The sequence below is a fragment of the Roseovarius nubinhibens ISM genome (assembly GCF_000152625.1).
Taxonomy (GTDB): domain Bacteria; phylum Pseudomonadota; class Alphaproteobacteria; order Rhodobacterales; family Rhodobacteraceae; genus Roseovarius; species Roseovarius nubinhibens.
Genome location: NZ_CH724156.1, coordinates 256,064 through 282,560, shown reverse-complemented (window position 1 = coordinate 282,560; position 26,497 = coordinate 256,064). Strand labels below are relative to the sequence as shown.

27 protein-coding genes are annotated in these 26,497 nt (G+C 65.3%); 11 read left to right on the top strand and 16 right to left on the bottom strand.

From position 1 onward, the window contains the following. The 4 genes from ISM_RS01450 to ISM_RS01435 all read right to left on the bottom strand — a co-directional run bounded on the left by ISM_RS01450 (nucleotide 1) and on the right by ISM_RS01435 (nucleotide 2,441). Nucleotides 1–210 carry a twin transmembrane helix small protein gene (locus ISM_RS01450; RefSeq protein WP_009812316.1) on the bottom strand — a complete coding sequence of 70 codons (210 nt, stop codon included), beginning with the start codon at nucleotides 208–210 and terminating at the stop codon, nucleotides 1–3. Between the two features lie 119 nt (nucleotides 211–329). Then, nucleotides 330–860: an adenine phosphoribosyltransferase gene (locus ISM_RS01445; RefSeq protein ID WP_009812315.1), complete on the bottom strand. Its 531-nt coding sequence runs from the start codon at nucleotides 858–860 to the stop codon at nucleotides 330–332. A gap of 38 nt (nucleotides 861–898) precedes the next feature. After that, on the bottom strand, nucleotides 899–1,525 hold the full coding sequence (locus ISM_RS01440; RefSeq protein WP_009812314.1) for a LysE family translocator: 627 nt from the start codon (nucleotides 1,523–1,525) through the stop codon (nucleotides 899–901). Between the two features lie 43 nt (nucleotides 1,526–1,568). Continuing rightward, on the bottom strand, nucleotides 1,569–2,441 hold the full coding sequence (locus tag ISM_RS01435) for an S-methyl-5'-thioadenosine phosphorylase (RefSeq protein ID WP_009812313.1): 873 nt from the start codon (nucleotides 2,439–2,441) through the stop codon (nucleotides 1,569–1,571). 165 nt (nucleotides 2,442–2,606) lie between these two features. Here ISM_RS01435 and ISM_RS01430 point away from each other — a divergent pair, with 165 nt between their 5' ends. From ISM_RS01430 to ISM_RS01420, 3 genes are all read left to right on the top strand, one after another. Beyond that, nucleotides 2,607–3,200 (top strand): TetR/AcrR family transcriptional regulator, encoded by a 594-nt coding sequence (locus ISM_RS01430; RefSeq protein ID WP_009812312.1) that lies wholly within the window; start codon nucleotides 2,607–2,609, stop codon nucleotides 3,198–3,200. Nucleotides 3,201–3,204: 4 nt separating this feature from the next. After that, complete coding sequence (locus ISM_RS01425; protein ID WP_040618233.1) at nucleotides 3,205–4,125, top strand: DMT family transporter; 921 nt, start codon at nucleotides 3,205–3,207, stop codon at nucleotides 4,123–4,125. 181 nt (nucleotides 4,126–4,306) lie between these two features. Then, complete coding sequence (locus ISM_RS01420) at nucleotides 4,307–5,932, top strand: SulP family inorganic anion transporter (RefSeq protein WP_420806190.1); 1,626 nt, start codon at nucleotides 4,307–4,309, stop codon at nucleotides 5,930–5,932. 114 nt (nucleotides 5,933–6,046) lie between these two features. On the opposite strand, the gene ISM_RS01415 is transcribed toward ISM_RS01420, so the two are convergent. Continuing rightward, entirely contained in the window at nucleotides 6,047–6,280 is a 234-nt protein-coding gene (locus tag ISM_RS01415; protein ID WP_009812309.1) for a hypothetical protein, read from the bottom strand. A 245-nt stretch (nucleotides 6,281–6,525) separates the two neighbouring features. Continuing rightward, nucleotides 6,526–7,110 carry a flavin reductase family protein gene (locus ISM_RS01410; protein WP_009812308.1) on the bottom strand — a complete coding sequence of 195 codons (585 nt, stop codon included), beginning with the start codon at nucleotides 7,108–7,110 and terminating at the stop codon, nucleotides 6,526–6,528. Nucleotides 7,111–7,209: 99 nt separating this feature from the next. Between ISM_RS01410 and ISM_RS01405 the strand changes: the two genes are divergently transcribed. Both ISM_RS01405 and ISM_RS01400 read left to right on the top strand, forming a co-directional pair. After that, entirely contained in the window at nucleotides 7,210–7,695 is a 486-nt protein-coding gene (locus ISM_RS01405; protein WP_040617756.1) for a GNAT family N-acetyltransferase, read from the top strand. Between the two features lie 47 nt (nucleotides 7,696–7,742). Further along, the gene (locus ISM_RS01400; RefSeq protein ID WP_009812306.1) at nucleotides 7,743–8,528 is read left to right on the top strand and encodes an EcsC family protein; all 786 of its coding nucleotides are present in this window, start codon (nucleotides 7,743–7,745) and stop codon (nucleotides 8,526–8,528) included. A 44-nt stretch (nucleotides 8,529–8,572) separates the two neighbouring features. Here the strand turns inward: ISM_RS01400 and ptsP are convergent, their stop codons facing one another. Continuing rightward, the gene (gene ptsP, locus ISM_RS01395; protein ID WP_040618231.1) at nucleotides 8,573–10,816 is read right to left on the bottom strand and encodes a phosphoenolpyruvate--protein phosphotransferase; all 2,244 of its coding nucleotides are present in this window, start codon (nucleotides 10,814–10,816) and stop codon (nucleotides 8,573–8,575) included. Nucleotides 10,817–10,993: 177 nt separating this feature from the next. Between ptsP and ISM_RS01390 the strand changes: the two genes are divergently transcribed. Continuing rightward, entirely contained in the window at nucleotides 10,994–12,130 is a 1,137-nt protein-coding gene (locus tag ISM_RS01390; protein WP_083780873.1) for a PDZ domain-containing protein, read from the top strand. A 31-nt stretch (nucleotides 12,131–12,161) separates the two neighbouring features. On the opposite strand, the gene ISM_RS01385 is transcribed toward ISM_RS01390, so the two are convergent. From ISM_RS01385 to ISM_RS01370, 4 genes are all read right to left on the bottom strand, one after another. Continuing rightward, nucleotides 12,162–13,397: an aspartate kinase gene (locus ISM_RS01385; RefSeq protein ID WP_009812303.1), complete on the bottom strand. Its 1,236-nt coding sequence runs from the start codon at nucleotides 13,395–13,397 to the stop codon at nucleotides 12,162–12,164. A gap of 240 nt (nucleotides 13,398–13,637) precedes the next feature. After that, the gene (locus ISM_RS01380) at nucleotides 13,638–14,282 is read right to left on the bottom strand and encodes an SDR family NAD(P)-dependent oxidoreductase (protein WP_009812302.1); all 645 of its coding nucleotides are present in this window, start codon (nucleotides 14,280–14,282) and stop codon (nucleotides 13,638–13,640) included. Between the two features lie 37 nt (nucleotides 14,283–14,319). Continuing rightward, nucleotides 14,320–14,751: a DUF1178 family protein gene (locus ISM_RS01375; RefSeq protein ID WP_009812301.1), complete on the bottom strand. Its 432-nt coding sequence runs from the start codon at nucleotides 14,749–14,751 to the stop codon at nucleotides 14,320–14,322. Between the two features lie 52 nt (nucleotides 14,752–14,803). Then, nucleotides 14,804–15,286, bottom strand: coding sequence for an NUDIX hydrolase (locus ISM_RS01370; RefSeq protein WP_040617755.1), 483 nt, complete (start codon nucleotides 15,284–15,286; stop codon nucleotides 14,804–14,806). Between the two features lie 187 nt (nucleotides 15,287–15,473). Here ISM_RS01370 and modA point away from each other — a divergent pair, with 187 nt between their 5' ends. Genes modA through modC form a run of 3 tightly spaced genes read left to right on the top strand, consistent with a single transcriptional unit; the run spans nucleotide 15,474 to nucleotide 18,045 of the window. Continuing rightward, complete coding sequence (modA, locus tag ISM_RS01365; protein ID WP_040618230.1) at nucleotides 15,474–16,250, top strand: molybdate ABC transporter substrate-binding protein; 777 nt, start codon at nucleotides 15,474–15,476, stop codon at nucleotides 16,248–16,250. Then, nucleotides 16,247–16,933: a molybdate ABC transporter permease subunit gene (modB, locus tag ISM_RS01360; RefSeq protein WP_009812298.1), complete on the top strand. Its 687-nt coding sequence runs from the start codon at nucleotides 16,247–16,249 to the stop codon at nucleotides 16,931–16,933. The genes modA and modB overlap by 4 nt, the downstream gene beginning before the upstream one ends. Continuing rightward, on the top strand, nucleotides 16,930–18,045 hold the full coding sequence (modC, locus tag ISM_RS01355) for a molybdenum ABC transporter ATP-binding protein (RefSeq protein WP_009812297.1): 1,116 nt from the start codon (nucleotides 16,930–16,932) through the stop codon (nucleotides 18,043–18,045). The genes modB and modC overlap by 4 nt, the downstream gene beginning before the upstream one ends. Before the next feature lie 73 nt (nucleotides 18,046–18,118). On the opposite strand, the gene ISM_RS01350 is transcribed toward modC, so the two are convergent. The 5 genes from ISM_RS01350 to ISM_RS01330 form a co-directional block, all read right to left on the bottom strand. Then, complete coding sequence (locus ISM_RS01350) at nucleotides 18,119–19,123, bottom strand: ABC transporter ATP-binding protein (RefSeq protein WP_009812296.1); 1,005 nt, start codon at nucleotides 19,121–19,123, stop codon at nucleotides 18,119–18,121. Then, nucleotides 19,120–20,088 carry an ABC transporter ATP-binding protein gene (locus ISM_RS01345; protein ID WP_009812295.1) on the bottom strand — a complete coding sequence of 323 codons (969 nt, stop codon included), beginning with the start codon at nucleotides 20,086–20,088 and terminating at the stop codon, nucleotides 19,120–19,122. Before ISM_RS01345 ends, ISM_RS01350 begins: the two co-directional genes overlap by 4 nt. After that, a complete protein-coding gene (locus ISM_RS01340) occupies nucleotides 20,088–20,996 on the bottom strand; it encodes an ABC transporter permease (protein WP_009812294.1) in 909 nt (302 codons plus the stop codon). The genes ISM_RS01345 and ISM_RS01340 overlap by 1 nt, the downstream gene beginning before the upstream one ends. Continuing rightward, the gene (locus ISM_RS01335) at nucleotides 20,993–21,979 is read right to left on the bottom strand and encodes an ABC transporter permease (protein WP_254655628.1); all 987 of its coding nucleotides are present in this window, start codon (nucleotides 21,977–21,979) and stop codon (nucleotides 20,993–20,995) included. The genes ISM_RS01340 and ISM_RS01335 overlap by 4 nt, the downstream gene beginning before the upstream one ends. 114 nt (nucleotides 21,980–22,093) lie before the next feature. Continuing rightward, nucleotides 22,094–23,632 (bottom strand): ABC transporter substrate-binding protein, encoded by a 1,539-nt coding sequence (locus tag ISM_RS01330; RefSeq protein ID WP_009812292.1) that lies wholly within the window; start codon nucleotides 23,630–23,632, stop codon nucleotides 22,094–22,096. Between the two features lie 422 nt (nucleotides 23,633–24,054). Between ISM_RS01330 and ISM_RS01325 the strand changes: the two genes are divergently transcribed. Both ISM_RS01325 and ISM_RS01320 read left to right on the top strand, forming a co-directional pair. Continuing rightward, nucleotides 24,055–25,719, top strand: a complete 1,665-nt coding sequence (locus tag ISM_RS01325) for an ABC transporter permease (protein WP_009812291.1) — start codon at nucleotides 24,055–24,057, stop codon at nucleotides 25,717–25,719. Nucleotides 25,720–25,827: 108 nt separating this feature from the next. Continuing rightward, nucleotides 25,828–26,463, top strand: coding sequence for an ATP-dependent Clp protease proteolytic subunit (locus ISM_RS01320; RefSeq protein WP_040617754.1), 636 nt, complete (start codon nucleotides 25,828–25,830; stop codon nucleotides 26,461–26,463). The last annotated feature ends 34 nt before the right edge of the window (nucleotides 26,464–26,497 follow it).

The window sequence follows — 26,497 nt, the reverse complement described above, 5'->3', positions numbered from 1 at the left end:
TCATTGGCCTCCGCTGCTGCGCAGCCAGACAAAGCCGAGAATCAGCAGGACTGCGATGAATTGCGCGGCGATGCGCCAGCGCATGATCTTGTTGGCGTGTTTGCGGTTGAACTCGCCGCCCCGGCCAAAGGTTGTCACGCCGAAGACAAGGATGCCCAGCACGATGACACAGGCGGCTGCCACCACCCAGAAGAGGGGATCTTGGGCCATTTGAGGGCTCCTTTCGTGATCTGTTATTGCCTAGATATCTAGGCGGCACTCGCCTGAAACCGAACCGGAAATGTGCCAGTTGCGGCGTTTGGTCCGGGGCTTTGGCCTGTGCGCGCTGGTCAGGCGCCGTCGAAGGCGCAGAGCATGTCGACATCCATCCCCATGGCGCGCAGCCGGGCCGCGCCGCCGAGTTCCGGCAGGTCAACGGCAAAGCTGCAGCCGACCACCTGACCGCCGAGCCGCTCGATGAGGCGGATGCCGGCCTCGGCGGTGCCGCCGGTGGCCAGCAGGTCATCGACCAGCAGCACCCGTTCGCCGGGTTCGATCGCGTCTTCGTGGATCTCGACCACGGCCTCGCCATATTCGAGCAGATAGGCCTCGGAAATCTTGCTGCCGGGGAGTTTGCCGGCCTTGCGGATCGGCACGAAGCCACAGCCCAGCCGATGCGCGATGGCACCGCCGAGGATGAAGCCGCGGGCTTCGAGACCTGCGACCTTGTCGATGTCGCGGCCTTGGGCGGCCTCGACCATCTGATCGACGGCGAGGGAAAAGCCTGCGCCATCGCCGAACAGCGTGGTCACATCGCGGAACATGATCCCCTCATGGGGGAAATTCGGGATGGTGCGGATATAGTCTTTGACGGTTTTCATAAGGCTGTTCTAGCAGTGCGTGTGTCGGAGCGCCATATTCAATTGCTGCGCCGCAGCGTCGCGGTCATCACCCCCATCGCCACCAGAGCCATACCGCCCGAGCGGGTCAGCCAGGTGATCACGGCGGGGCGGCGGATGGTGCTGCGCAGCCGGTCGGCCAAGAGCGCATAGGCCAGCGCGTTGAGGGCGGCGAGGGTCACGAACGTCGCGACGAGAATGGCGAATTGCGGCAAGAGCGGCGCGTTGAGCGTGACGAATTGCGGGACAAAGGCGATGAAGAAGGCGATGGATTTCGGGTTGAGCGCGGTCACCCCGGCCGCGTGCCAGAAGACGCTGCGGGTGGTGATCTCGCGGGTGGGGGTGGCGTCGAGCCCCTCGGAGGGGGCCGAGCGCAGAAGTTTGATCCCCATCCAGACCAGATAGGCCGCGCCGATCCATTTCAGCGCGGTAAAGAGCGTGGCCGAGGCCAGCACCAGCGCGCCGAGACCGGCGAGCGAGGCGGACATGGCGACGAGATCGCCCAGCGCCACGCCGGCGGCGCTGGCAAGCGCCACGCTGCGGCCTTTGGAGAGCGCGTAGCTCAGCACCAAGAGGACCGTGGGGCCGGGGATGAGCAAGAGCGCGGTGGAGGCGGCGACGAAGGCGAGCCAGAGATCGAGAGGCATGGGCGGAGCTTTCGGTTAAAGGAGACCGGCTAGAGGAGGCTGGTTAGAGAAGACGGCCCGCCACCGCGTCGAGCCGCGCCACGAGGGCGGGATCGCGGGCGTCGGGCGCGGTGAGGATAGCATGATCGAGAGCGCGGTCACAGCCATGCGGGCAGGGCGCGCGCTCGGCCTCAAGCAGGCCGGGGAGCCGTTCGATCATGGCGCGGCCCTTGTCGGCATTGCCGGTGAGCGTGGCGATGATCTGGGTCACGTCGACCTCGCCATGATCGGGGTGCCAGCTGTCGTAATCGGTGACCATCGCGATGCTCGCATAGCAAAGCTCGGCCTCGCGGGCGAGCTTGGCCTCGGGCATGTTGGTCATGCCGATGACATCCGCGCCCCAATGTTCGCGGTACATGCGCGATTCCGCCAGCGTCGAGAATTGCGGGCCTTCCATGGCGAGATAGGTGCCGCCGTCATGCACGGTGATGCCCGCGTCGATGGCGGCGGTGAGGCAGGCCGCCGAGAGCCGGGGGCAGGTCGGGTGGGCGACGCTCACATGGGCGACGCAGCCGGGGCCGAAGAAGGATTTCTCGCGGGCGAAGGTGCGGTCGATGAATTGATTCACCACGACGAAATCGCCGGGGGCCATCGCCTCGCGGAACGAGCCGCAAGCAGAGACCGAGATGACATCAGTAACGCCCAGCCGTTTCAGCGCGTCGATATTGGCGCGATAGGGCACGGAGGTCGGCGTGTGGGTATGGCCGCGCCCGTGGCGGGGCAGGAAGGCCAGCGCCATGCCGTCGAGCGTGCCGGTGAGGATCTGATCCGAGGGCGCGCCCCAGGGGGTCTCTACCGTTTGCCATTCAGGCGATTGCAGCCCGTCGATCTGATAGAGGCCCGATCCACCGATCACGCCCAGCATTGTCTTGGTCATCTTTGGTCCTTTCGCTTGGCCCGGATCGTGGCGTGGGCGGCGGCGAAGTCAACCCGTCACGGGGCGCGATCTGCCGCATCTGTCGCGAAAGTGAGGGGTGGGGGTTGACAGGGGGCGCAAATAGGTAGACTGGTCTACCTAGTTACTTGCTGCGGAGGGCTTGGCGTGGCACATACCAAAGGCGAGACGGCGCGGGACCGGCTGCTGCGGGCGGCGGAAGAGCTGTTTTACCAAGACGGGATCGTGGCGACCGGCATTGACCGGATCATAGAGCGTGCCGGGGTCGCAAAGCAGAGCCTTTACAACAATTTCGCCTCCAAATCGGCGCTGATCGAGGCCTATATCGAGGCGCGTCATGCCGAGTGGCTGGGGTTTCATGCGGCGCGGGTTGAGGGGCTCGATGATCCGCAGGCGCGGATCTTGGCGGTGGTCGATGCCTATGCCGATCACGCGAATTTCGCCTATGAGCGCGGGTTTCGCGGCTGTGGGCTGCTCAACGCGGCGGCGGAATTGCTGCCCGGGGATCCGGGGCGCGCGGCAGTGCGGCGGCATAAGGAAGAGGTCGAAGCGATCCTGCGGTCCGAGCTTGCCGAGATCTGCGGCGAGGCGGCGGCGGCGCGCTATGCGCGGCAGTTCGCCTTTCTCATCGAGGGGGCGATGGTGCGCGCGGGGCTTGAGGGCAGCGATGCCTGTCTGCGCGAGATGCGCGACATGTTGAGTGTGATGATGCCGGGGCAAGGCCCAGTGGGTGAGGGGTAAAGTGATGGCGCAGGGAATGAGTTTTGCCGGGGTGGCGGCAGTTTTGGTCGCGTCGATCCTATGGGGGACCACGGGGACGGCGGCGACATTCGCGCCAGAGATGAGCCCGGTCGCCATCGGCGCGGCGGCGATGGGGTTTGGCGGGCTGTTGCAGGCGCTGGTGGCGCTGGGCGGGCTGCGGCGGCACCGGGCGGGGATCATGCGGGAATGGCGCTGTCTGTGGCTCGGGGCGGTGGCGGTGGCGCTCTATCCGCTGGCGTTCTACGCCTCGATGCGGCTGGCGGGGGTGACCATTGGCACGTTGGTGTCGCTGGGGTCCGCACCGCTGTTGTCGGCCTTGATCGAATACCGGCTCGACGGGCTGCGGCTCAGCCGGCGCTGGATGATCGGGGCGGCGATCGGGCTTGTGGGCATGGCGCTCTTGAGCCTTGCCGAGACCGGCGGGCATGGGGTGGGCGGCGCGCATCCGTTGGCCGGGGCGCTGTTGGGGCTTGGGGCCGGGTTCACCTATGCGCTCTATTCCTGGACGGCGCGGCGGATGATGCAGCGCGGGATCAGCGCGCGGGCCACGATGGGGGCGACCTTTGGGCTGGGTGGGCTGCTGCTCATGCCGGTTCTGGCGCTCACCGGGGCCGGGTTTCTCGACAGCTGGCAGAATGCGGGCGTGGGGATCTACATGGCGGTGGTGCCGATGTTTTTGGGCTATCTCGCCTTTGGCTATGGGCTGGCGCGGGTGGCGGCGAGCCTCGCCACCACGCTGACGCTGTTCGAGCCGGTGGTGGCGGCGCTCTTGGCGGTGCTGGTGGTGGGCGAGCGGCTCGATCCGCTCGGCTGGACCGGGGTGGCGTTGGTGGTGCTCTGCCTGCTGTGGCTCACCTGGCCGGTGCGGCCGGGGGTCGCAATGCGCAAAGCGCCTGCGGGCTAGGCAAGCCGGGGTGCGCCCGCCGCGCATTTGTCACGGTTGACGGGCGAGGCCGGGTCTCGGGGCGGGGCGGAGTTGTCAAAACCCGGTCAAACGGGTAGGGGGCGCGCAAATGCCCGCAATCCCAAAAGGACGATACCCCGTGAAAAAGACCCTTCTCGCGGCGCTAGCCAACAATATTTCGATGCCTGATCTGAGCATCATGCAGGATGAACATCTGACCATGGGGCGGGTGCGCACCGAGCTTCTGTCGGGGCTCACCGTGGCGCTGGCGCTGGTGCCCGAGGCGGTGGCCTTTGCCTTTGTCGCCGGGGTGCATCCGCTGGTCGGGCTCTATGCCGCGTTCCTCGTCGGTCTGGTGACCGCGGTGATCGGCGGGCGGCCGGGGATGATCTCGGGCGCGACCGGGGCGCTGGCAGTGGTCATGGTGGCGCTGGTGGCCGAGCATGGCGTCGAATATCTCTTTGCGACCGTGGTGTTGATGGGCATTCTTCAGGTGATTGCCGGGGCCCTCAAATGGGGCAAGTTCATCCGTCTGGTGCCGCATCCCGTGATGCTCGGCTTTGTGAATGGCTTGGCCATCGTGATCTTTCTCGCGCAGCTCGGTCAGTTCAAGGAGCCGGGCAGCATGGTCAACACCGGCCATGGCATGTCGGGGGGCACCTGGCTCGCCGGGGTCGAGATGATGACCATGCTGGGGCTCGTGGCGCTGACCATGGCGGTGATCTGGGTCATGCCGCGCATCACCCGCATCGTGCCGGCACCGCTGGCGGGGATCGTGGTGGTCGCGGGGCTGGTGATCGGGCTTGGGCTCGAGGTGCCGCGGGTCGGCGATCTGGCCTCGATCGAGGGCAGTTTCCCGGCCTTCCATTGGCCCTTTGGTCAGGGGGAAGGTCTCTATGGGACGCCTCTGGCGCCGCTCAACCTCGAGACTTTGCAGATCATCCTGCCCTATGCGGTGATCCTCGCGGCAATTGGACTTATCGAGAGCCTGCTGACCCTCAACCTCGTGGGTGAAATCACCGGGCGGCGGGGCGGTGCGAGCCAGGAATGTATCGCGCAAGGTCTGGCCAATACGCTCACCGGGTTTTTCGGCGGCATGGGCGGCTGTGCGATGATCGGCCAGTCGATGATCAATGTGAAATCGGGCGGGCGGACGCGGATCGCCGGGGTGGCGGCGGCGCTCTTTCTGCTGATCTTTATCCTCTTTGCCGCGCCGCTGATCGAGCAGATCCCGCTCGCGGCGCTGGTCGGTGTGATGTTCATGGTGGTGATCGGGACGTTCGCGTGGAACTCGTTCAAGATCCTGCGCAAAGTGCCGATGATGGATGCCTTCGTCATCATCCTCGTGACCGTGGTGACGGTGATGGAAGACCTCGCGGTGGCGGTGGTCGTGGGGGTGATCGTCTCGGCGCTGGCCTATGCGTGGAACAATGCCAAGCGCATCCATGCGGTCGAACGCGAGTCGGTGACCGAGAAGGGCGCCAAGGTCTATGAGATCCAGGGGCCGCTGTTCTTTGGCTCGACCGATGGGTTTGTCGAGCTCTTCGATTACGAGGGCGATCCGGAGGTGGTGATCGTCGATTTCGATGCGAGCCGGGTGGTGGACCAATCGGCGCTGCAGGCGATCGAGACGGTGGCCGGGCGCTATGAGGCCGAGGGCAAGCGGATCATGCTGCGCCATCTGAGCCGCGATTGTCATCAGCTTCTGACGCGGGCGGGGCATCTGGTGGTCGATAGCGACGACGATCCCGATTACGCGCTGGCGGTGGATTACGGTGTGCGGACCGGGGTGCTCGGCGGGCATTGAGCCGGAAGCTATTGCTTACAGAAAAGGGGCGGGTCCGAGAGGGCCCGCCCCAACTGCTCTTGGGTCTTGGTCTTGCGATCTTGGTCTTGGCTGAGACCTGAAGCGCGGCTGGCCTTAGTGGCCGAAGATATGCAGGCGGCGCGAGAGGCGCAGGCCGCCGAGGCGGATCGCCGCGATGCTGCGGGTCAGGCCCAGCACCAGATCGCGGGTGTGTTCGGCGCGCATCTGGCGGCCGAGTGCCACATAGTGATCCACGTCGAGCGTGCCATCGGAACGCAGCTTGGTGTCTTCGTCAAAGCCAAAGGCATCGGGTGTCAGATCGGTTTGGGAGGTGTCGGACTTGGTCACGGGAGGTCTCCTTGTCATCTCTGTTTCCAGATGTAGCCATCTTCTGGCGGAAGGGAATGACAGTTGGGTAACCATCCCGTGATAATTGTCATAAATGCTGACCTTTTGGCTGATTTTTCTGCACCTGCACAGTTTTCGAGCAGGGTGAAAACGCAAATAGCGCCCGGTTTTTAAGGCTGGGCGCTATTTTGATGCTGTGCTGCGGCATGGAATGCTGCATTTGCGAGAGGTGAGTCGCGGCGGGTTCAGACCTCGGGACGGGCCAGTTCGAACACCTCGCGGACGGCGGTGTAATCCATGTAGCCGAGCCGCGCGATGGGCACAAAGCTCGTGACATCAAAGCGGCCGTCGCGGAGGCAGTCCTCGCGGATATGGACGCCGGTGACCTCGCCGAAAATGGCGAAATTGGCAGCGCCCTTGAGTTGCAGGATCTCGGTCACCTTGCATTCGAGCGCGGCGGGGGCGTCGGCGACGCGGGGGCAGTCGATCGTTTCGCAGGGCGCCGAGGCGAGGCCTGCGCGGACGAACTCATCGCTCTCAGGCGGCAGGGCGGCGGAGCTTTCGTTCATCTGATGCAGCATCGCCTCGCTCACCACATTGACGCAGAACGTGCCGCTGTCGCGGATATTGCGCAGGCTGTCTTTTTCATTGGTCGAGGAAAACATCACCTGGGGCGGGACGTAAGCCACTGCGTTGAAAAAGGAATAGGGCGCGAGATTGGCCACGCCATCGGCGCTCTTGGAGGATATCCAGCCAATGGGACGCGGCGAGACGATGGCGTTGAACGGGTTGTGCGGCAGGCCATGACCGTCTTCGGGGCGGTAAAACATCGCGCGGGGCTCCTCGGGTGATTTTCTAGGTTTGTGCAAGGCTTACGCCCGTGATAACCGCTTTGCCACCCGAAAACGCCCAGAAAGGCCGCCTGCACAGTGTTCGAATTACGCCCGGAAACCGCGGAGGACTGGTGGGAGGTCGAAGCGCTCTATGATCTGTGCTTTGCACCCGGTCGTGAGGCGCTGTCGTCCTATCGGTTACGCGACGGTATTACGCCGGTATCCGGTCTGTGCCTCGTGGCGCGCGATCCGAGCGGTATCGTGGCCGGTGCGATCCGCTATTGGCCGGTGATGGTGGGCGCGGCGCGGGCGCTGTTGCTCGGGCCGGTGGCGGTGCACCCGACGCGGCAGGGCGAGGGGCTTGGCGGCTTGCTCATTCACGGCAGTCTCGACAAGGCGCGCGAGCAGGGCTGGCCCCGGGTGATGCTGGTGGGCGACGCGCCCTATTATGCGCGCTTCGGGTTCGAGCGGCTCGACGGGGTCGAGATGCCGCCACCGACCAACCCGGACCGGGTGCTGGGCATCGCGCTGCGGCCCGATGCCTGGGCGGGCGTCACCGGCCATGTGACCAAAGTCACCTGATCCGCAAATTATCTTGAAAATCTCTGGCGCGTGCCGATCTTTAGAGGATGAGCACACCTGATCTGACCCTGTTGGGCCCGCCGATTTCCGAGGATGACACGCAAAAGGCGCTGCAGGCCTTGGCGTTGCGCCATGCCAGGGCCGATGGGCTCGGGATGCAGGTTCTCAACGCGCTGGGGGGCTCGGCCGCCGATATCATGGGCCGGTTGCCGGCACCGATCCGCGACCGGATGGAGGATGCCACCGCCGAGGCGCTGCGCCTTGCGATGGAGGCGGCGCATCGCTCGCGCGGCGTGGTGGGCGGCCAGCCCGGCTGGCTCAACCGGGCGGTGACGACGGCGATGGGGGCGGCGGGCGGTCTCGGCGGCATGCCGGGGGCGATGGCCGAGCTGCCGGTGACCACGGCGATCCTTCTGCGCACCATTCAGGACGTGGCCGAGGAAGAGGGGTTTGACCCCTCGGAGGAAAGCGTGCGCTATGATTGCATTCAGGTCTTTGCGGCCTCTGGCCCGCTGGAGCGGGATGACGAGGCGGATCTGGCCTTTCTCGGCACGCGGCTGGCGGTGACGGGGCCGGCGCTCAACGCGCTGATCGCGCGGGTGGCGCCGCGTCTGGCGGCGGTGCTGGGGCAAAAGCTCGCGGCGCAGGCGGTGCCGGTGCTGGGGGCGGCGGCGGGGGCTGCGGTCAATTACGCCTTTACCGGCTATTATCAGCAAATGGCGCATGTGCATTTCGGGCTGCGGCGGCTGGCCATCGAGGCCAACCGCGATCATGACGAATTGGTCGCGGAGTTTCGCAAGCTGATCACTGCGCCGGCGGTCAAACGCGGCTAGGGCCGCGTTTCAGCGTCCCTCTTCAGAGCCCCGTGCAGACCTAATCAGAGCTTGCCGCGCAGATAGTCCATCGCGGCGGGGCGTACCGATTGATCGCCGCGCTCGGCGGCCTCGTGAATGAGCGCGTGCAGTTCCGTGAGGTCGATGCGGCGCAGGATGGATTTCACCGGACCGATGGAGGCGGGGCGCATCGACAGGCTGCGCAGGCCGATGGCGGCGAGGCAGGCGGCCTCGACCGGGCGGCCCGCGTCCTCGCCACAGAAGCTCAGCGGCGTGCCGGTCTTTTCGCAGCGTTTCACGATGTTTTCGAGGAAGGTCAGGAAAGAGACGTTGAGCGTGTCATAGCGGCGGCGCACCAGCTCGTTCTCGCGGTCGGCGGCAAAGAAGAATTGCTTGAGATCATTGCCGCCGATGGAGAGGAAATCGACATCGCGGTAGAAACTGTCGGGCGCATAGGCGAGCGACGGGGTTTCCAGCATCGCGCCGACCTTGAGATCGGAGGGCAGCGGGTGGCCGAGGATGCGTTCGCGTTCGAGCGCCTTGTCCATCTCGGCACGGGCGGCGGCGAATTCCTCGAGCTGGGCCACGAAGGGGAACATCACCGAGAGCGGCCGCCCGGCGGCGGCGCGCACCAACGCCTGCAGCTGCATCCGCATCACCCCGGGCCGGTCGAGACCGATCCGGATGGCGCGCCAGCCGAGCGCCGGGTTGGGCTCGTCCGTGGCCTTCATATAGGGCAGCACCTTGTCCGAGCCGATGTCGAGCGTGCGAAAGGTCACCTGTTTGCCCTGCGCCGCATCCATGACGCGGGCGTAGAGATCGCTCAGCTCGGCGCGTTTCGGCATGTGGTTGCGGATCAGGAATTGCAGCTCGGTCCGAAAGAGGCCGACGCCCTCGGCGCCAGAGCCCACGAGGCTCGGCAGATCGGCCATGAGACCGGCGTTCATCATCAGCCCGATGCGCGCGCCGCAGAGCGTTTCTGCGGGTTTGTCGCGGATCGAGGCATAGCGTTCCTGGGCCTCGGCCTGCATCGCCATCTTGTCGACGAAAGCGGCGCTGATCGTGTCGTCGGGGCGCAGATGCACGATGCCCTGATCGCCGTCGATGAGCACCGGATCGCCGTTGAGCGCCTCGGTGGTGATGCGTTCGGCATGGATCACCAGCGGGATGGCCAGCGCCCGGGCGACGATGGTGGCATGGCTGCCGACCGCGCCCTCTTCGAGCACGATCCCCTTGAGCGAGCGGCCATAATCCAAGAGCTCCGCCGGGCCGATATTGCGGGCGATGAGGATCGGATCGGGCGGCATTTCCGCGCCGGTTTCGCGGCCCTGACCGGTCAGGATGCGCAGGAGCCGGTTGCTCAGATCGTCGAGATCGTGGAGCCGGTCGCGAAGATAGGCGTCGGTGGCCTTCTCCATCCGCGACCGGGCGGTGGATTGTTCCTTTTCGACCGCAGCCTCGGCCGAGAGGCCACGGCCGATGTCCTCTTCCATGCGCCGCATCCAGCCCTTGGAATTGGCGAACATGCGATAGGTCTCAAGGACTTGCAGCTGTTCCTTGTCGCCGCTGCGCACATCCGAGAGCATCCGGTCGACGCCGACGCGCAGGGTTTCCACCGCCTCGGTGAGCCGTTCCAACTCGGCCGCCGGGTCGTCGGCGATCGGGTTGGTGACCACGACGCGCGGCTCGTGCAGCCAGACATGGCCGCGCGCGACGCCCTCTTGGGCGACATGGCCGCGGAACATGACCGGGTGTTGGTGGCGGGCCGACATGGCCGCGCCTTCGCCGACGAAAGCGCCGAGCTCGGCCATCTCGGCGATGACCATGGCGACCACTTCGACGGCATAGATTTCCTCGTCGGAATAGCTGCGCGCTTGTTTCGACTGGACCACCAGCACGCCGAGCGTTTCGCCGAGCCGCTGGATCGGCACGCCGAGGAAGGAGGAATAGGCCTCTTCGCCGGTCTCGGGCATGTAGCGAAAGCCGCGCGTGGCGGGGGCGTCATCGGTGTTGATCACCTTGCTGGTGCGGGCGACCCGGCCCACGAGACCTTCGCCGAGCCGCATCCGCGTCTGGTGCACGGCCTCGGCGTTGAGACCTTCGGTGGCGCAGAGTTCGAGGGTTTCCTCGTCGCGGAAGAGGTAGATCGAGCAGACCTCGGTGCGCATTTCTTCGGAGATCAGCGAGGTGATCCGGTCGAGCCGCGTCTGGCCGCCGGTTTCCTCTGACATGATCTCGCGCAGACGGCCAAGCATCTGGCGGCTGTCGGTGATAAAGCCGTCCATCATGGTGAAACTCTCGCCATGCACCGTCTCCCCTCGGTGCCGCGCCGAAGATATTCAGATTCGGCGGCGGCGTCTTTGCTATTCTTTCTTCTATCATGACGTGTAATCATAAGAAATTCCATGTGTTTCGCGTCAGACGGGAAGGCTCTGATCGGTGCGCCGTAAAAACAGGCAGTTGTGATGGTAAAGGACAGGTTTTCATCAGTCGGGCGGGTGTCGGCGGGGCTGTTGGCGCGGCTGCGCGGGCGGCGGATCTGGGGTCTGGCCGGGCTTGGGCTCTTGGCATCGGGGCTGGTCCTGTGGGGGCGGTTCGAGCCGTCGGAGGCGCGGCGCGGGGTCCTCGGCGCCAGCGTATATGCGGTGAGCGCGCGGATCGCCGAGCGGGCCGGGATGGAGGCGCCTGCGGGCGTTTTCGTGATCTCGGTGCTCGACGGGTATGCGGCGCAGGAGGCGGGTCTGAAACTGGGTGACATACTCCTGTCTGTGGACGGGGTGGCGGTGGTGAGCCAAGGGGAATTTGAGGCAGCGCTGCGCAAGATCAAGCCCGGTGGCGAGGTGTTTTTCACGCGGCTCGGGGGGGAGGGGCCGGAAGAGGTCGCCGTAAGGTTGCAAGGGGCTGGGGCGCGGGGGGCCTCAGCGGCCTCTGATGCGGCGTCCGAGACCGATGAGCCCGGGGTCTTGGCGGCGGCGGAGATGCACTATGCGCGGCGGCTTGGGCTGCAGTTCCACGACGGCGCGGAGCTTTGGGAGATGGGCGCGTGGGATCATCCCTGTCTGCGCTCTTATCTGGTGCCGCGCGGTGGCGTGCCGGTGTTTCTCGACGGGCGGGCGGCGACGGTGCATGGGATCGCGGCGCAGAGTGCGCCGGATCTCGGCACCGAGGCGCAGGCGGCGCAGTATCTGCGCTATTACAACGGTCATATCTGGGCCAAGGCGGGCGCGTTCGAGGTGATCGAGCGGGCGGCGGAGCTGCCGGGCGGCGAGGGGGCGGCGCTGGCGCGGCCCGGGCCGGTGCGGATCGAGGGGCGCGGCGCGGCGATGCAGGCCGAGGCGGTGGTGCTCTATGCCGGGCAGCTCTTTCGGGCGCGCTATGCCTTCGGGGAGGGCGGGCGGATCAAGATGCTGAGCGATGAGAAGCTGGGCAAGATCTCGGCGAGCGATACGGTGTTTCGCGCGGGTCAGCGCTGTGCCACCGATGGGCAGAGCCGCGAGGCGACCGGCTATCCGGTGCCGCCCGCCATGGCGGGAGAGTGGGAAAATGTCGCCGGACCAGAGTTTTACGAGGTCCGGCAACTGATCTTGATGGGCGAGGGCTAGGCCCTGGGGGATAGCCTTAAGGCCCTAGACCTCAGGCCTTGTCGAGCTCGAACGCGTCATGCAGCGCCTGCACGGCGAGCTCCATGTATTTGCGGTCTATCAGCACCGAAATCTTGATCTCGGAGGTCGCGATGACCTTGATGTTGACGCCTTCGTCGGAGAGCGTCTTGAACATCTTGGCGGCGACGCCCGACTGGCTGCGCATGCCGATGCCCACGGCGGAGACTTTGGCGACATCGGTGTCGGCCACCAGATCGTGATAGTTGATGTCGCCCCGGGCCTTGGCATCCGCCATGGCCTTTTCGGCGCGTTTCACCTGATCGGTGGGGCAGGAGAAGGTCATGTCGGTGCGACCTTCTTCGGCGATGTTCTGAATGATCATATCGACATTCACCCCGGCCTCGGAGAGCGGGCCGAAGATGGCGGCGGCGATGCCGGGCCGGTCGGCGACCGAGATGAGGGTCATCTTGGCCTCGTCCCGCGAATAGGCGATGCCGCTTACGACATTAGATTCCATGATTTCCTCCTCATCGCAGACCAGCGTCCCGGCCGCGTCAGATTGTTCCTCGAAACTGCTCAGCACGCGCAGTTTGACATTATAGCGCATCGCCAGCTCGACCGAGCGGGTCTGCAATACCTTGGCCCCGAGCGAGGCCAGTTCCAGCATTTCCTCAAAGGCGATCTTGTCGAGCTTGCGCGCCTTCGACGCGATGCGCGGATCGGTGGTATAGACCCCGTCGACATCGGTGTAGATGTCACAGCGTTCGGCGTCGAAAGCGGCGGCAAAGGCCACGGCAGTGGTGTCCGAGCCGCCCCGGCCCAGCGTGGTGATGCGGCCCTCGGGGCTCACGCCCTGAAAGCCCGCGACCACGGCGACGCGCATGCCTTCGCCAAACTTGGCGGTGATGTTGTCGGTGGGGATCTCTTCGATGCGGGCGGCGGAATGGGCCGAGGTCGTCTTGACCGGCACTTGCCAGCCCTGCCAGCTGCGCGCCGGCACGTCCATTTCCTGCAAGGTGAGCGCCATGAGACCGGCGGTCACATTCTCGCCCGAGCTGACCACCGCGTCATATTCGCGGGCGTCATAGAGCGGCGAGGTCTCGCCCACCCAGCCCACCAGCTCGTTGGTCTTGCCCGACATGGCCGAGACGATGACGATCACGTCATAGCCCTTGGCCACCTCGACGCCCACACGTTTGGCGGCGCGGCGGATGCGGTCGAGATTGGCGACGGATGTGCCGCCGAATTTCATCACGAGAACGGGCATGGGGTCGGTCCCTTCGGGTATTGGTCGCGCGGGGGTTTACGCCCGGTCGCGGCGAAGGGCAAGTGGCGTGGCATCAGGAAAATTGCGCTCTGGGCCGGTTTGTCGCGGCTTGGGGCGGGAAATCCGCCCCGAGGGCGCAGTTTTCGGACCAAAGGGATCGGGGCAAAACCGCCTGTCGGTATCGCGTCGGTATTGCGGCGGTCTTGCGACAGTGGCGGTTTTGGCGTGCTCAGCAGGGGATCAGTAGGGGATCGGGTTGCCGTCCCAGCCCTCGAAACAGCCGGTGGTGTCGAGGGTGAGCGCGTCAAACCGGGCGATGAGCCCGTCGCGCGCCTCTGCGACGTCGATATCGGCCTCATTGCCGCCCATGTCGGTGCGGACCCAGCCGGGATGATAGATGCCCAGCGCGATGCCCTCGGGGGCGAGATCGACCGCGAGGTTGCGCCCGAGGTTGAGCGCCGCCGCCTTGGAGGCGCGATAGGCGTAGCTGCCGCCCGGGGCGCGGGCGTCGCTGGCCATGATGCTCGACAGGATGGCGATCTTGGGCGTCTCGGCGCGGGCGAGATGGGGCAGGAGGGACTGGATGGTAAGAAAGACGCCGGTGACATTGGTGGAGAGCGCCGCAGCCCAGGTGTCGGCGTCAAAGCCAGAGGTCAGATCGTGGCCCTTGTCGGGATAGACGCCGGCGTTGCAGATCAGGAGATCGACGGCGCGGCCCTCGAGCGTTTGGGCAAAGCGGGCCTGCGCCTCGGGGTCGGTCACATCGAGCGGATGGGCGGCGTCCGCGCCGCGCGCGGTGCCGGTCACCTCGTGATCAAGATCCGCATAGGCAGCCGCGAGGGCCGCGCCAATGCCGCGATTGGCGCCGGTGATCACTACATGCATGGGATGTCCTCTCGGTCGGGGTCTGTGTGCCGGGGGGTCAGTTCGCTTTGCGGCCCGGGGTGAAGGGCAGCGGCGTGACCGGCACGCCATCCTCAATGAGCTTGCGCGCCTCGTCGGGGCGGGCCTCGCCATAGATGGCGCGGGAGGGGATGAGACCCTCGTGCATGTCGCGGGCTTCTTGCGCGAATTTGCCGCCGACATAGTCGGAATTGCTCTCGACATGTTTGCGCAGCGCGGCGAGCGCCTGGGCGGTGACATCGGGGGATTGGTCGGCGGCGGGGCGCAGCGTATCCGCCTTGCGCCGGGCCTCTTGCACGCGCGGCGACATCAAGGCCTTTTCGACCTTGTCGCTGCCGCAGACGGCACAGGCGACATGGCCCGCCTTTTGCAGCTTGTCAAAGGCCTCGGCAGATTGAAACCAGCTGTCAAACCGGTGATCTTGCTCACATTTCAACGTGAATTTTATCATCGCACGCCCAAATATTACACCTAAGTGTTACATAACCTTTTGCCGCGAAAGATCAACGCTTGGCGCGAATGGGCTTGGGCAAAAGCTTGGGGTTGAACTGACGCAGAATCTGCGCGAGCTCGGGCTCGTCGACCTTGGTCGCGGCCTTGTCGAGACCCATCCATTTGCGTTTGCGCTGGCCTTTTTCGGGGAAATTCTGTGCCAGCGCCTTGACCTTGATCGGGTAGACCAGCGCCAGACAGGGCGCGCCATCGGTGCGGGTAAAAAGCTTGTGATAGGAGAAGACGCCGAGGCATTGATCATAGCCCTTGCCCTGCACGCCGGCCTCTTCCCAGGCCTCGATCAGCGCCGCTTCGGCGGGGGTGCGGCCGGGCATCGGCCAGCCCTTGGGGATGATCCAGCGGCCAGAGCCGCGCGTGGTGATCATCAGCACCTGCGGCTTGCCTTTTTTCATGCGAAAACAAAGCGCTGCAAATTGCGAACGCATGTCGCGCTTGTCGTAATCGTCAACCGATATGGGGGCTTGTCTGATCATGTGCCGCATTCGTCCCGCCACTTTCGCGCGGTTATTGTTTCACTCACTCGTTACACACAACATATTGTGGCGTTTCACCCGTTCTGACCAGAGGAAATTATCGCGAAGCCCGGCGCGGGGCAAAATGGCCACGGTGGCGGGGCGCGCGCCGCTTGCGCCGCTGGGGGGATTGCGAAATACTCGCGCCATGACAGGAATTTTCGCCATGATCACCGGGGTTTGCGCCCTGATTGCCGTGCCGCTGACGGCGCTGGCAGGCTCGGCCCGGGCCGAGCCGCTCACCGTGTTTGCGGCGGCGTCGCTGCGCGAGGCGCTGGACGGGGCGGCGGCGGGGTTTTCCGGCGAGGTGGTTCTGTCCTATGGCGGGTCGGGGGCGATGGCGCGGCAGGTGGCGCTTGGCGCGCCGGCGGATGTGGTGATCCTGGCCAATGAGGCCTGGCTGCGCTGGCTCGACGACGAGGGCGCGTTGCGGGCGGGCAGCGTGGCGCGGGTGATGGGCAATCGGCTGGTGCTGGTGGGGCCCGAGGGGGCCGCGCCTTTAGAGGATTTGAGCGCCGAGGCGTTGCGTGCGCGGCTGGCGGGCGGGCGCATGGCGTTGGGGCAGGTTTTGTCCGTGCCCGCAGGGATTTACGCGAAGGAATGGATGCAGTCCGCGGGGCTTTGGGAGGCGCTGGCGCCGCATCTGGCCGAGACCGAGAATGTGCGCGCGGCGCTGGCGCTTGTGGAGCGCGGCGAGGTGGCGCTCGGCGTGGTCTATGCCACCGATGCGCGGGCGGCGCGGGTCACGGTGGTGCAGGAGATTGGGGCCGAGGCCCATAGCCCGATCGCCTATTGGGCGGCGGTGATTGAGGCCAGTGAGCATCCGCAGGCGGAGGCGTTTATCGCGCATCTTTTGGGTCCGGCGCAGGACGGGTTTGCGGCGCTGGGCTTTGTGCCCCGGGCGGCGCTTGGGGCCCTGCCATGAGTTTCACGCCGGAAGAGCTGGCGGCGCTCGGTCTGTCGCTCAAGGTGTCGCTTTGGGCGACGCTGCTCAGCCTGCCCTTGGCGGTGGCGATGGCCTGGCTCTTGGCGCGGCGCGAGTTTGCGGGCAAGGCGGTGCTGTCGGCGCTGGTGCATCTGCCTCTGGTGCTGCCGCCGGTGGTGACTGGGTATTTGCTGCTCTTGGGTTTTGGGCGGCAAGGCTGGCTTGGCGGGGCGCTCGACTCGGTCGGGATCGTGCTTGCCTTTCGCTGGACCGGGGCGGCGCTGGCGGCGGCGATCATGGGGTTTCCGCTCATGGTGCGGGCGATCCGGCTCGGGTTCGAGGCGGTCGATCCGCGGCTCGAAGAGGCGGCGGCGACCTTGGGCGCGCCACGGGCGCAGGTGTTCGTCACCGTGACCCTGCCGCTCATCGCGCCGGCGCTGTTGGCGGGGGCGGTGCTCGGCTTTGCCAAGGCGATGGGCGAGTTTGGCGCGACGATCACCTTTGTCGCCAATATCCCCGGCGAGACGCGGACGCTGCCCTCGGCGATCTACACCTATCTGCAGGTGCCGGGGGGCGAGGCGGCGGCGCTGCGGCTCTTGTCGCTGTCGCTGGTGGTGGCGGTGGGCGCGGTTCTCGCCTCTGAACTGCTGGCGCGGCGGATGGCGAAGAGGATCGGCAGATGAGCCTTTCTCTCGATATTACCAAGTCTTTCCCGGGCTTTACCCTAGAGGCCGCGCTGCAGGCCGGGGCCGGGGTGACGGCGCTTTTCGGCCCGTCGGGATCGGGCAAAACCAGTGTGGTCAATGCCGTGGCGGGGCTGTTGCGGCCAGATGCGGGACGGATCGCGCTGGGCGACAGGGTGCTGTTTGACGGGGCGGCGGGCCGGATGGTGCCGCCGCATCGGCGGCGCGTCGGCTATGTGTTTCAAGACAGCCGTCTTTTTCCGCATATGAGCGTCGCGGGTAATCTGCGCTATGGGGCGCGGTTTGCGCCAGAGCCGCCCGATCCGGCGCAGGAGGCGCGGATTGTGGATTTGCTGGGTCTGGGCGGGCTGCTCGACCGGCGGCCGCGGGCGCTCTCGGGTGGCGAGACGCAGCGCGTGGCGCTGGGGCGGGCGATCCTGTCGCAGCCCGAGATGCTCTTGTTGGATGAGCCTTTGGCGGCGCTCGATGATCGGCGCAAGGCGGATATCCTGCCCTATCTCGAAGAGCTGCGCGACGGGCTGGGGCTCTCGATGCTTTATGTCAGTCACAGCTTGGGCGAGGTGGCGCGGCTGGCGGATCGGATCGTGGTGATGGCGGGCGGGCGCGTGGTGCTGAGCGGGCCGGTGCAGGAGGTGCTCAGCGATCCGGCGGCGCTGCCTTTCGTGGGGGTGCGCGAGGCGGGGGCGGTGCTCTCGGCGCGGGTGCTTGGCCATGAGGCGGATGGGCTGACGCGGCTTGGGCTCGATGCGGGCGAGTTGCTGCTGCCGGGGGTGACGGCGGCGCCGGGGAGTGGGCTGCGCATTCGGGTGCTGGCGAGCGATGTGCTGATCTCGCGGGGGCGGCCCGAGGGGCTGTCGTCGCGCAACATCCTGCCGGCGGTGGTGAGCGGTCTTTACCGGGGCGAGGGGCCGGGGGTGGCGGTGCAGCTGGCGCTTGGCCGGGACCGGATCTTGGCGCGGATCACGGCGCGGGCGGCGGCGGAGCTGGAGCTTGCGCCGGGGGCGGAGGTCTTTGCCATTCTCAAGGCCACGGCTGTGCCGAGACAGAGTATCGGGCAGGGGGTCGGGCAGGGCGAGCCCTTGTCTGATTAATGGTTAATGGCCGGGATTACCCTCTGTAAACCCGGCCATACTTGTCTTAACCCAACATTTCGCGCGATTATCCCTATTCGGTGTGGTGGCAAGCCACCTCGGTGCCGGTCGAGGGCAGAACCCGCAGTTTCGGACGTTCCGCCCGGCACAGATCGGTGGCCAGCGGGCAGCGCGGCGCGAAGGGACAGCCCTTGGGCAGGTTGACCGGATCGGGCAATTCGCCCGGCGTGCGCGGCTTGTCGAACGAGCCGCCTTCGAGCTTGGGGATCGCGTCCAAAAGCAGCCGCGTATAGGGGTGTTTGGGCGTCGCAAAGAGCGTCGCCGTCTCCGCCAGCTCCATCACCTGACCGAGATACATGACCGCCACGCGGGTGCCGAAATGCTGCACAACGCTCAGATCATGGGTGATGAAGAGATAGGTGAGCCCGCGCTCGGCCTGCAGATCGGTGAGCAGGTTGAGAATCTGTGCCTGGATCGACACGTCGAGCGCCGAGATCGGCTCGTCCGCGACGATGAAGGCGGGGTTGGTGACCAGCGCGCGCGCGATGGCGATGCGCTGACGCTGACCGCCCGAGAACTCATGCGGCAGGCGGCGCTGCCAGCTCAGGTCACAGCCGGTGGCGGCGAGCACCGCCTCGACCGTCTCGCGCTGTTCGGCGGCGGATTTCTCCGGCATCAGGTGGCGGATCGGCTCGACCAGCGTGTCATAGACATTGCGGCGCGGGTTGAGCGAGGCATAGGGGTTCTGAAACACCATCTGCATGTCGCGGCGGATCGGTTTGCGCGTCGCCTCGTCCATCTGGTCGATGCGCTGGCCGTTGAAATAGACCTCGCCCGCCGTCGGGTTCTGCAGCCCGATGATGGTGCGGCCGAGCGTGGTCTTGCCACAGCCCGATTCGCCGACCACGCAGAAGGTTTCGCCGGGGCGGATCGCCACATCGACGGTGTTGAGCGCGTGCAGCACCGGTTTTTCGCGGCTCAGGAAATGGGTGGGCAGGGGAAAGCGCACCTCGAGCCCGCGGGTTTCGACGATATGGTCGGTCTGCGGGCTGGGGACGGGTTTGATCTGGGCGCTCATGCGATCTCCTCCACGCTTTGCAGCGGGTGATAACAGGCCACGCCGTCGATGATCTCGGGCATGGCGGCGCGGCATTCATCGCTCGCGCGGGAGCAGCGCGGGTGATAGGGGCAGCCGCGCGGCAGGTTGGTGATCGGCGGCATCGAGCCGGGGATCTGGTAGAGCTTCTGCCCCGGTTCGGCGTTCTGCGGCAGCGCCTTCAGCAGGCCGGCGGTATAGGGGTGATTGGGCGCGTCGATGATGGCGCGGGTCTCGCCCGCCTCGACGCATTTGCCCGCATACATGATCATCAGCTTTTGCGTCACCTCGGCCACGACGCCAAGGTCATGGGTGATGAGGATCAGCGCCACGTCGTTTTCGCGGCAGAGCTTGAGGATCAGTGCCATGATCTCGGCCTGGATCGTCACGTCGAGCGCGGTGGTCGGCTCGTCCGCGATGATGAGTTCCGGGTCGGTCAGCAGCGCGATGGCGATGACCACCCGTTGCCGCAACCCGCCCGAGAGCTCGTGCGGATAGGCGTCCATCCGGGTTTCCGCCGAAGGGATGGCGACCATCTTGAGCTTTTCCACCGAGAGCCTATGCGCCTCGCGCCGCGAGATGCGGCGGTGGGCTTGCAGGGTTTCGATCATCTGGGTGCCGATGGTCAGCACCGGGTTGAGCGTCACCATCGGGTCCTGGAAGATCATCGAGATGCGATTGCCGCGGATGCCGCGGATCTGGCGTTCCGACATGTCGAGAAGGTTCTCGCCCATGAAGCGCACGGCGCCCTCGCTCACCCGGCCCGGCTCGGCGATGAGGTTGAGGATCGAGAAGGCGAGCATGGATTTGCCCGCGCCGCTTTCGCCCACAACGCCAAGGCGTTCGCCCTTTTCGAGCCGCAGGGAGACCCCGCGCAGCGCCTCGATTTCCTCTGTCTTGCCGCGCGGAAAGGCCACGCGCAGATCGTCGATTTCGAGCATGGCCATCAGTCGTCTCCCCGCCGCAGTTTGGGATTGAGCACGTCGCGCATCCAGTCGCCCAGAAGGTTGAGCGCCAGCACCAGCGCGATGAGCACCAGCGCCGGGTAGAGGGTGATCCAATATTGGCCCGAGAAGACGAACTCGAACCCCGACCGGATCAGCGAGCCGAGCGACGGCCGGTCCACCGGCATGCCGAGGCCGAGAAAGCTCAGCGCCGCTTCGGTCATGATCGCCTCGGCCACCTGGATGGTCGAGATCACCAGCACCGGGGTCAGCGTGTTGGGCAGGATATGCCCCCACATCACCTTGCGCGCGGGCAGGCCGATGACACGGGCGGCATCGACATATTCCTTGTTCTTTTCGCCAAGGACCGAGCTGCGCACGGTGCGGGCGAATTTCGGCCATTCCGCCACGCCGATGATCACGATCAGCATGACAATCGCGTAATCGGCATAGACATTGGCATCAAAGGCCGCCTGAAAGATCGCCAGCACGATGATCGCGATCATCAGCGTCGAGAGCGACATCTGAATATCGGCGAGCCGCATCAGAAAGGCGTCGATCCAGCCGCCTTTGTAGCCGGCGATGAGCCCGAGGGTGACGCCGAGAATGGCCTGCACCACCACCGCGCCGATCCCGATCAGGAGGGATATGCCGGTGCCATACATGATGGTCGAGAGCACCCCGCGCCCCTGCGCATCGGTGCCGAGCAGAAAGCGCGCATCGCCGTCGTCCTTCCAGGAGGGGGGCAATTCGCTGTCCATGATGTCGATCTGCATCAGGTCATAGGGGTTCTGCGGCGCGAGGAGCGGCGCAAAGACCGCCATCAGCACCAGCAGAAGCAGGACGATGCCTGCGCCGATGGCCACGGGATCGCTGAGAAAGCGTTTGAAGAGGCTGCGCCAGGTGATCATGATTTGGCTCCCGGCAGTTTCACCATCGGATTGATGAGCGTGTAGACGAAATCGACGATCGTGTTGACCACCACAAAGATCAGCCCGACCACGATGATATAGGCGATGATCAGCGGCGTATCGGTGCGGTTTACCGCCTCAAGAAAGAGAAAGCCCATGCCGGGCCATTGGAACACCGTCTCGGTCAGGATCGTATAGGCGATGAGCGTGCCGATCATCAGCCCGCCCACCGTCACCACCGGCAAAAGCGTGTTGCGGAAGGCATGGACATAGCGCACCCGCGCCGTGCGCAGCCCCTTGGCGCGGGCAAAGCGCACGTAATCGGTGCCCATGGTCTCCATCATCTCGGCCCGGATCAGCCGGATGAAGAGCGGCAGCATGATCGAGCTCAGCGTGACCGAGGGCAGGATCAGGTGTTTGAGCCCGTCGAGGGTGAGAAACCCGGTGTCCCAGCCCCAGGGCAGGGTGACCGTGTCGCCGCGCCCGAAGGCGGGCAGCCAACCGAGTTCCACCCCGAACAGCCAGACCATGAAGATCGCGGTCAGGAAGACCGGCACCGAGATGCCGATGATCGAGCCGGTCATGATGATCCGGGTGATCCAGGAATTGCGGTGGATGGCACAGTAGATGCCCGCCGGGATCGACAGCGACAGGAAGATCACGACCGCCCCGATCACCAGTTCGAACGTGGCCGGGAACTTGTCCATGATCACGTCGAGGGCGGGGCGTTTGAAGAAATAAGAGGTGCCCAGATCGCCCTGCACGGCATTGCCGAGAAAGCGGATATATTGGGTGAGGAACGGGTCGTTGAGACCCAGCTGATCGCGCAGCTCTTGGCGTTCGGCCTCGGAGACGGATTGTCCGACCAATTCGCGCAGCGGATCGCCCAGATTGTCCTGGATCGAAAAGCCGATCAGCGAAATCACGAACATCACGATCACGGCCTGAACGGCACGGCGGATGAGGAAAGCTAGAATATGCATGGGGTGCAGGGTCTCTGGCGGGGGCTTGAGCATCCGGCCCGAGGCGCAGGCAGGCGCACCGGCAACAGCGGACGAAAGACGGCGGGCCGGAGCATACCGGCCCGCCGCAGGCGGTTATTCGGAGATGACGAGATCGCCCAGATAGGGGAAGTTCATCACGTTGAGCACGGGCTCGATGTCGACGCCTTTGCGCGCGGCCCAGGCCAGATCCTGCCAATGCAGCGGCACATAGGCTGCGTCGTCATAGAGGATCTTTTCGACCTCTTGCAGCATCTCGGCGCGTTTCGCGGGATCGGTCTCGGTCAGCGAGGCCATGGTCAGCTCGTCGACCTTGGCGTTCGAGTAATTGCCCGAGTTGTACTGGCCTTTGCCGGTGTCGGCATTCGGCGTCATGGTCAGGAACTCGTTGAAGTTGGCGCTGTCCTCGGTGTCCGCGTGCCAGCCGATCATCATGATGTCCGCGGCGCGTTCATCGAATTTCGGCCAGTATTGCGCCTTGGGCATGGTGGTCAGGTCGATCTTGATGTTGATCTTGGCCAGCATTGCCGCCGCCGCTTCGCAGATTTTGAAATCGTTCACGTAGCGGTTGTTCGGGCACATCATCGTGGCCTCGAACCCGTCGGCATAGCCTGCCTCTTCCATCAGCGCCTTGGCCTTGGCCACGTCGAAACGCGGGGTCAGATCGGGGTTGTAGCCGACATAGCCCTCGGGCGATTGCTGGGCCGCGGCGGTGCCAAAACCCTTCATGATCTTCTCGACGATGCCTTCGTTGTTGATGGCATGGACGATGGCCTTACGGACCTTGGGATCAGCCAGCGCTTCGTGGCGCTTCTGGTTGAGCTGCAGGGTGATGATCCGGGTGCCGGTCATGGTCACCAAGTTGACGTTTTCATCGGCCTCGATCCGTTCGAGATCGGTCGGCGGCACGGGGGCGATGAAATCGACGTCACCGGCGAGCAGCGCCGCGACGCGGGTCGGCGCCTCTTTGATCGGGGTCAGCACGGCGGTCTGCACGTTGCCGGGGCTGTTGGTGTCCCAATAGTCGGGGTTGCGCTCGAACACGACTTTCACGCCCTGTTCGCGCTCGGCGATGGTGAAGGGGCCGGTGCCCGACACGTTGGAGGAGGCAAAGCTGTTGCCGTGTTTCACGACCTCGTCACCGCCTTCGGTGTAGAAATCCTTGTCCATCGGAAAGACATAGGTGGCGGTGTGCAGCACCAGCGGGCTCGGCCCGTCGGTTTTCACTTCGACGGTATAGTCATCGACGGCGGTGGCCGAGGCCCAGCCCGAGAAGATGCCTTTGAAATCCGGCGAATTCTTGAGGCGTTCGATGGTATAGACCACATCCTCGGCCTTCATCTCGTCGCCCGAGTGGAATTTCACGCCCTTGCGCAGGTTAAAGCGCACGGTGGTGTCATCGACACGGTCCCAGCTTTCGGCCAGACGACCGTCAAAGCCCAGATCCTTGTTCCAGCGCACCAGCGGGTCAAAGACCATATGCGACAGCTGCAGAGTGCCGCCCGACAGCTGCTCATGCGGATCGAGCGACACCGGGTCGGCGTCATAGGCAAAGTTGAGCGTCTGAGCCGACGCGAGCCCTGCGGTGCCCAGCATAATGGCCGTGGCAGTGGCAAGATTACGAATGGTTTTCATGAGAGTCTCCCTGAATTGACGGTGCCTCCCGCGCGAAATTTTTGACGCGCACACCTGTCATGCGGGCAAAACTGGCGCGAATTATGTCTGCTGTAAAGGCTTGCGACGGGTGGGTAACTTCACGTCATTTTTAACCATTTGGTTGAAATCTTGCGTTGCCAAGGGCTTGCGTGCTTTGGCGAATATTTCGTGTGACGCGAAATACATGGGGGTTCCGGCGGGTCAGGGTTGTGGGCGCGGGGCGGAGAATCAGGCCCGGATTGGGTCAAGGCAGGGCCGGGGGAGCGCTGGGGCGGCGGGCAGAGGTCCCGCATCCGCCCGGCGCATTGATTGACGGCGCCGCGCTTGGGCAATACTGATCGAAAACCTCGGATATCGCCGCCCGGACCCGCGGGCGGACCCCACAGCGGATCAAGGATCAGATGATAGACCGCCTGTTGCACCGCCTGGCCTGGCTCGTGGCCCTGCTCTGTGTCGCGCCCATCGTGGCGGCGGCGCTGGCGGCGTTGACCGGCGATCTCGACACCTGGCGCAATGTTCTGGCCCCGGTCTTGCCGCGCTTTGCGGGCACCACGCTGTTGCTGGTGGCGATTGTCGGCACGGCGACGGCTGCAATCGGCACGGGGGCGGCCTGGCTGGTGACGGTCTATCGCTTTCCGTTTAGCCGCACGCTCGAAGTGGCGCTGGCGCTGCCGCTGGCCTTTCCGGCCTATGTGCTGGCCTATGCCTATACTTCGTTCCTCGATCATTCCGGCCCGGTGCAAAGCCTTCTGCGCGATGTGACCGGCTGGGGCCCGCGCGACTATTGGTTCCCCGAGATCCGCAGCATGGGCGGCGCGGCGGCGATGCTCATCTTTGTGCTTTATCCTTATGTCTATCTGCTGGCGCGGGCGTCGTTTCGACAGCAAAGCTCGAACGCCTATCTGGTGGCGCGGACGCTCGGGCATACGCCGCTCACCGCCTTTTGGCGGGTGGCGCTGCCGATGGCGCGCCCGGCGATTGTCGGCGGCGCGCTTCTGGCGGTGATGGAGACCATCGCCGATTACGGCACGGTGGCGTTTTTCAATGTCGATACCTTTGCCACCGGGATTTACCAATCGTGGTTCAGCCTTGGCGACCGGGGCGCGGCGGCGCAGCTGGCGCTCTGCCTTCTGGGCTTTGCGCTCTTGGTGGCGGGGCTGGAGCGGGTGCAGCGGGGCCGCATCCGCACCGCCGGGCGCGGCGCGCGGTTCGAGACGGTGGAAAAGCCCCGGCTGCGGGGCGGGCCAGGCTGGCTGGTGACGGCGCTCTGCGCGGTGCCGGTGGTCTTTGGCTTTGTGATCCCGCTGGTGATGCTCGGCTCCATGGCGGTGGATTCGGGGCAGAACATCCTCAGCGCGCGCTACGCCGCGCTGATGAGCAATTCGGTGACGCTGGCGGCGCTGGCCTCGGTTCTGACGGTGCTCGGCGCGGTGGTCATCGGCTTTCACGCGCGGATGCGGCCGGGACGCGGGGCGCGGGCGATGGTGCTTGGCGCGGGGCTTGGCTATGCGGTGCCGGGGGGCGTGATTGCCGTCGGGCTCATGGTGCCCTTTGCGGCGCTCGACAACGCGATTGATGCGGCGATGGAGGGCTGGTTCGGCATTTCCACCGGGCTTTTGATCACCGGGTCGGTCTGGCTCATGGTGCTGGCCTATATGGCGCGGTTCATGGCGGCGGCGCTCAATGCCTATGACAGCGGCATGGCCACGGTGCCGGCGCATTTCGACGCCATCGGCCGGTCGCTCGGCCAGTCGGGGCCGCGCCTTTTGTGGCGGGTGCATCTGCCGGTGGCGCGCTCTTCGGTGCTGACCGCGCTGCTCATCGTCTTTGTCGATGTGATGAAGGAATTGCCCGCGACGCTCATCCTGCATCCGTTCAACTTTCAGACGCTGGCGGTGCAGGCGCATCGGCTGGCCTCGGACGAGCGGCTCAACGAGGCGGCGGTGCCGTCGCTGGCGCTCATGGCTTTCGGGCTCATCCCGGTGCTGATCCTGTGCCGGTCGATCGGGCGCGAAGAGCGCGGGCGGCGCGCCGCGCGGCTGGCCACGGCGGTGAAACCGGGGTGAGCCCGCGCTAATTTTACCCGCCTCCCTTGCAGCGCCGGGGGCGCGATAATAAGACTCCCTTAGGACATCGGACCTATCGTTCGAAGAAACTTCAGCAGGCAGGCGATTATGAAAGACCCTCTTGAGACGTATATGAACACGCTCGTGCCCATGGTGGTCGAGCAGACAAGCCGTGGCGAACGCGCCTATGACATCTTTTCCCGCCTGCTCAAGGAGCGGATCATTTTCCTCAACGGGCCGGTGCATGACGGCATGTCGAGCCTCGTCGTGGCGCAGCTTCTGCACCTCGAGGCGGAGAACCCGTCGAAGGAAATCTCGATGTATATCAACAGCCCCGGCGGTGTCGTGACCTCGGGCCTGTCGATCTATGACACGATGCAATACATCCGCCCGGCGGTCTCGACCTTGGTGATCGGGCAGGCGGCCTCGATGGGCTCCTTGCTGCTCACCGCCGGTGCCAAGGGCATGCGCTACTCGCTGCCCAACAGCCGGATCATGGTGCACCAGCCCTCGGGCGGGTATCAGGGTCAGGCGACCGACATCATGATTCACGCCGAAGAGACGCTCAAGCTCAAGCGGCGGCTCAACGAGATCTATGTGAAACACACCGGCCAGACCCTCAAAAAGGTCGAAGAGGCGCTGGAGCGTGATAATTTCATGTCGCCCGAAGAAGCCAAGTCCTGGGGCCTCATCGACGAGATCGTCGAGAGCCGTGGCAAGGCGGACGAGGACGACAAGGCGTAAGACTGCCTGCGGGGCGATTTTCGGATTGTGGCAC

Bases quoted from the DNA above. Each gene is read 5' to 3' on its own strand.
- modC (WP_009812297.1), top strand. From the start codon at position 16,930: ATGAGCCTTTCTCTCGATATTACCAAGTCTTTCCCGGGCTTTACCCTA.
- ISM_RS01410 (WP_009812308.1), bottom strand. From the start codon at position 7,110: ATGTTTTACCGCCCCGAAGACGGTCATGGCCTGCCGCACAACCCGTTC.
- modB (WP_009812298.1), top strand. From the start codon at position 16,247: ATGAGTTTCACGCCGGAAGAGCTGGCGGCGCTCGGTCTGTCGCTCAAG.
- ISM_RS01420 (WP_420806190.1), top strand. From the start codon at position 4,307: ATGCCTGATCTGAGCATCATGCAGGATGAACATCTGACCATGGGGCGG.
- ISM_RS01445 (WP_009812315.1), bottom strand. From the start codon at position 860: ATGAAAACCGTCAAAGACTATATCCGCACCATCCCGAATTTCCCCCAT.
- ISM_RS01370 (WP_040617755.1), bottom strand. From the start codon at position 15,286: ATGATCAGACAAGCCCCCATATCGGTTGACGATTACGACAAGCGCGAC.
- ISM_RS01375 (WP_009812301.1), bottom strand. From the start codon at position 14,751: ATGATAAAATTCACGTTGAAATGTGAGCAAGATCACCGGTTTGACAGC.
- ISM_RS01345 (WP_009812295.1), bottom strand. From the start codon at position 20,088: ATGGCCATGCTCGAAATCGACGATCTGCGCGTGGCCTTTCCGCGCGGC.
- modA (WP_040618230.1), top strand. From the start codon at position 15,474: ATGACAGGAATTTTCGCCATGATCACCGGGGTTTGCGCCCTGATTGCC.
- ISM_RS01440 (WP_009812314.1), bottom strand. From the start codon at position 1,525: ATGCCTCTCGATCTCTGGCTCGCCTTCGTCGCCGCCTCCACCGCGCTC.
- ISM_RS01390 (WP_083780873.1), top strand. From the start codon at position 10,994: ATGGTAAAGGACAGGTTTTCATCAGTCGGGCGGGTGTCGGCGGGGCTG.
- ISM_RS01380 (WP_009812302.1), bottom strand. From the start codon at position 14,282: ATGCATGTAGTGATCACCGGCGCCAATCGCGGCATTGGCGCGGCCCTC.
- ISM_RS01350 (WP_009812296.1), bottom strand. From the start codon at position 19,123: ATGAGCGCCCAGATCAAACCCGTCCCCAGCCCGCAGACCGACCATATC.
- ISM_RS01385 (WP_009812303.1), bottom strand. From the start codon at position 13,397: ATGCCCGTTCTCGTGATGAAATTCGGCGGCACATCCGTCGCCAATCTC.
- ISM_RS01450 (WP_009812316.1), bottom strand. From the start codon at position 210: ATGGCCCAAGATCCCCTCTTCTGGGTGGTGGCAGCCGCCTGTGTCATC.
- ISM_RS01325 (WP_009812291.1), top strand. From the start codon at position 24,055: ATGATAGACCGCCTGTTGCACCGCCTGGCCTGGCTCGTGGCCCTGCTC.
- ptsP (WP_040618231.1), bottom strand. From the start codon at position 10,816: ATGATGGACGGCTTTATCACCGACAGCCGCCAGATGCTTGGCCGTCTG.
- ISM_RS01425 (WP_040618233.1), top strand. From the start codon at position 3,205: ATGGCGCAGGGAATGAGTTTTGCCGGGGTGGCGGCAGTTTTGGTCGCG.
- ISM_RS01335 (WP_254655628.1), bottom strand. From the start codon at position 21,979: ATGCATATTCTAGCTTTCCTCATCCGCCGTGCCGTTCAGGCCGTGATC.
- ISM_RS01435 (WP_009812313.1), bottom strand. From the start codon at position 2,441: ATGACCAAGACAATGCTGGGCGTGATCGGTGGATCGGGCCTCTATCAG.
- ISM_RS01330 (WP_009812292.1), bottom strand. From the start codon at position 23,632: ATGAAAACCATTCGTAATCTTGCCACTGCCACGGCCATTATGCTGGGC.
- ISM_RS01400 (WP_009812306.1), top strand. From the start codon at position 7,743: ATGAGCACACCTGATCTGACCCTGTTGGGCCCGCCGATTTCCGAGGAT.
- ISM_RS01340 (WP_009812294.1), bottom strand. From the start codon at position 20,996: ATGATCACCTGGCGCAGCCTCTTCAAACGCTTTCTCAGCGATCCCGTG.
- ISM_RS01320 (WP_040617754.1), top strand. From the start codon at position 25,828: ATGAAAGACCCTCTTGAGACGTATATGAACACGCTCGTGCCCATGGTG.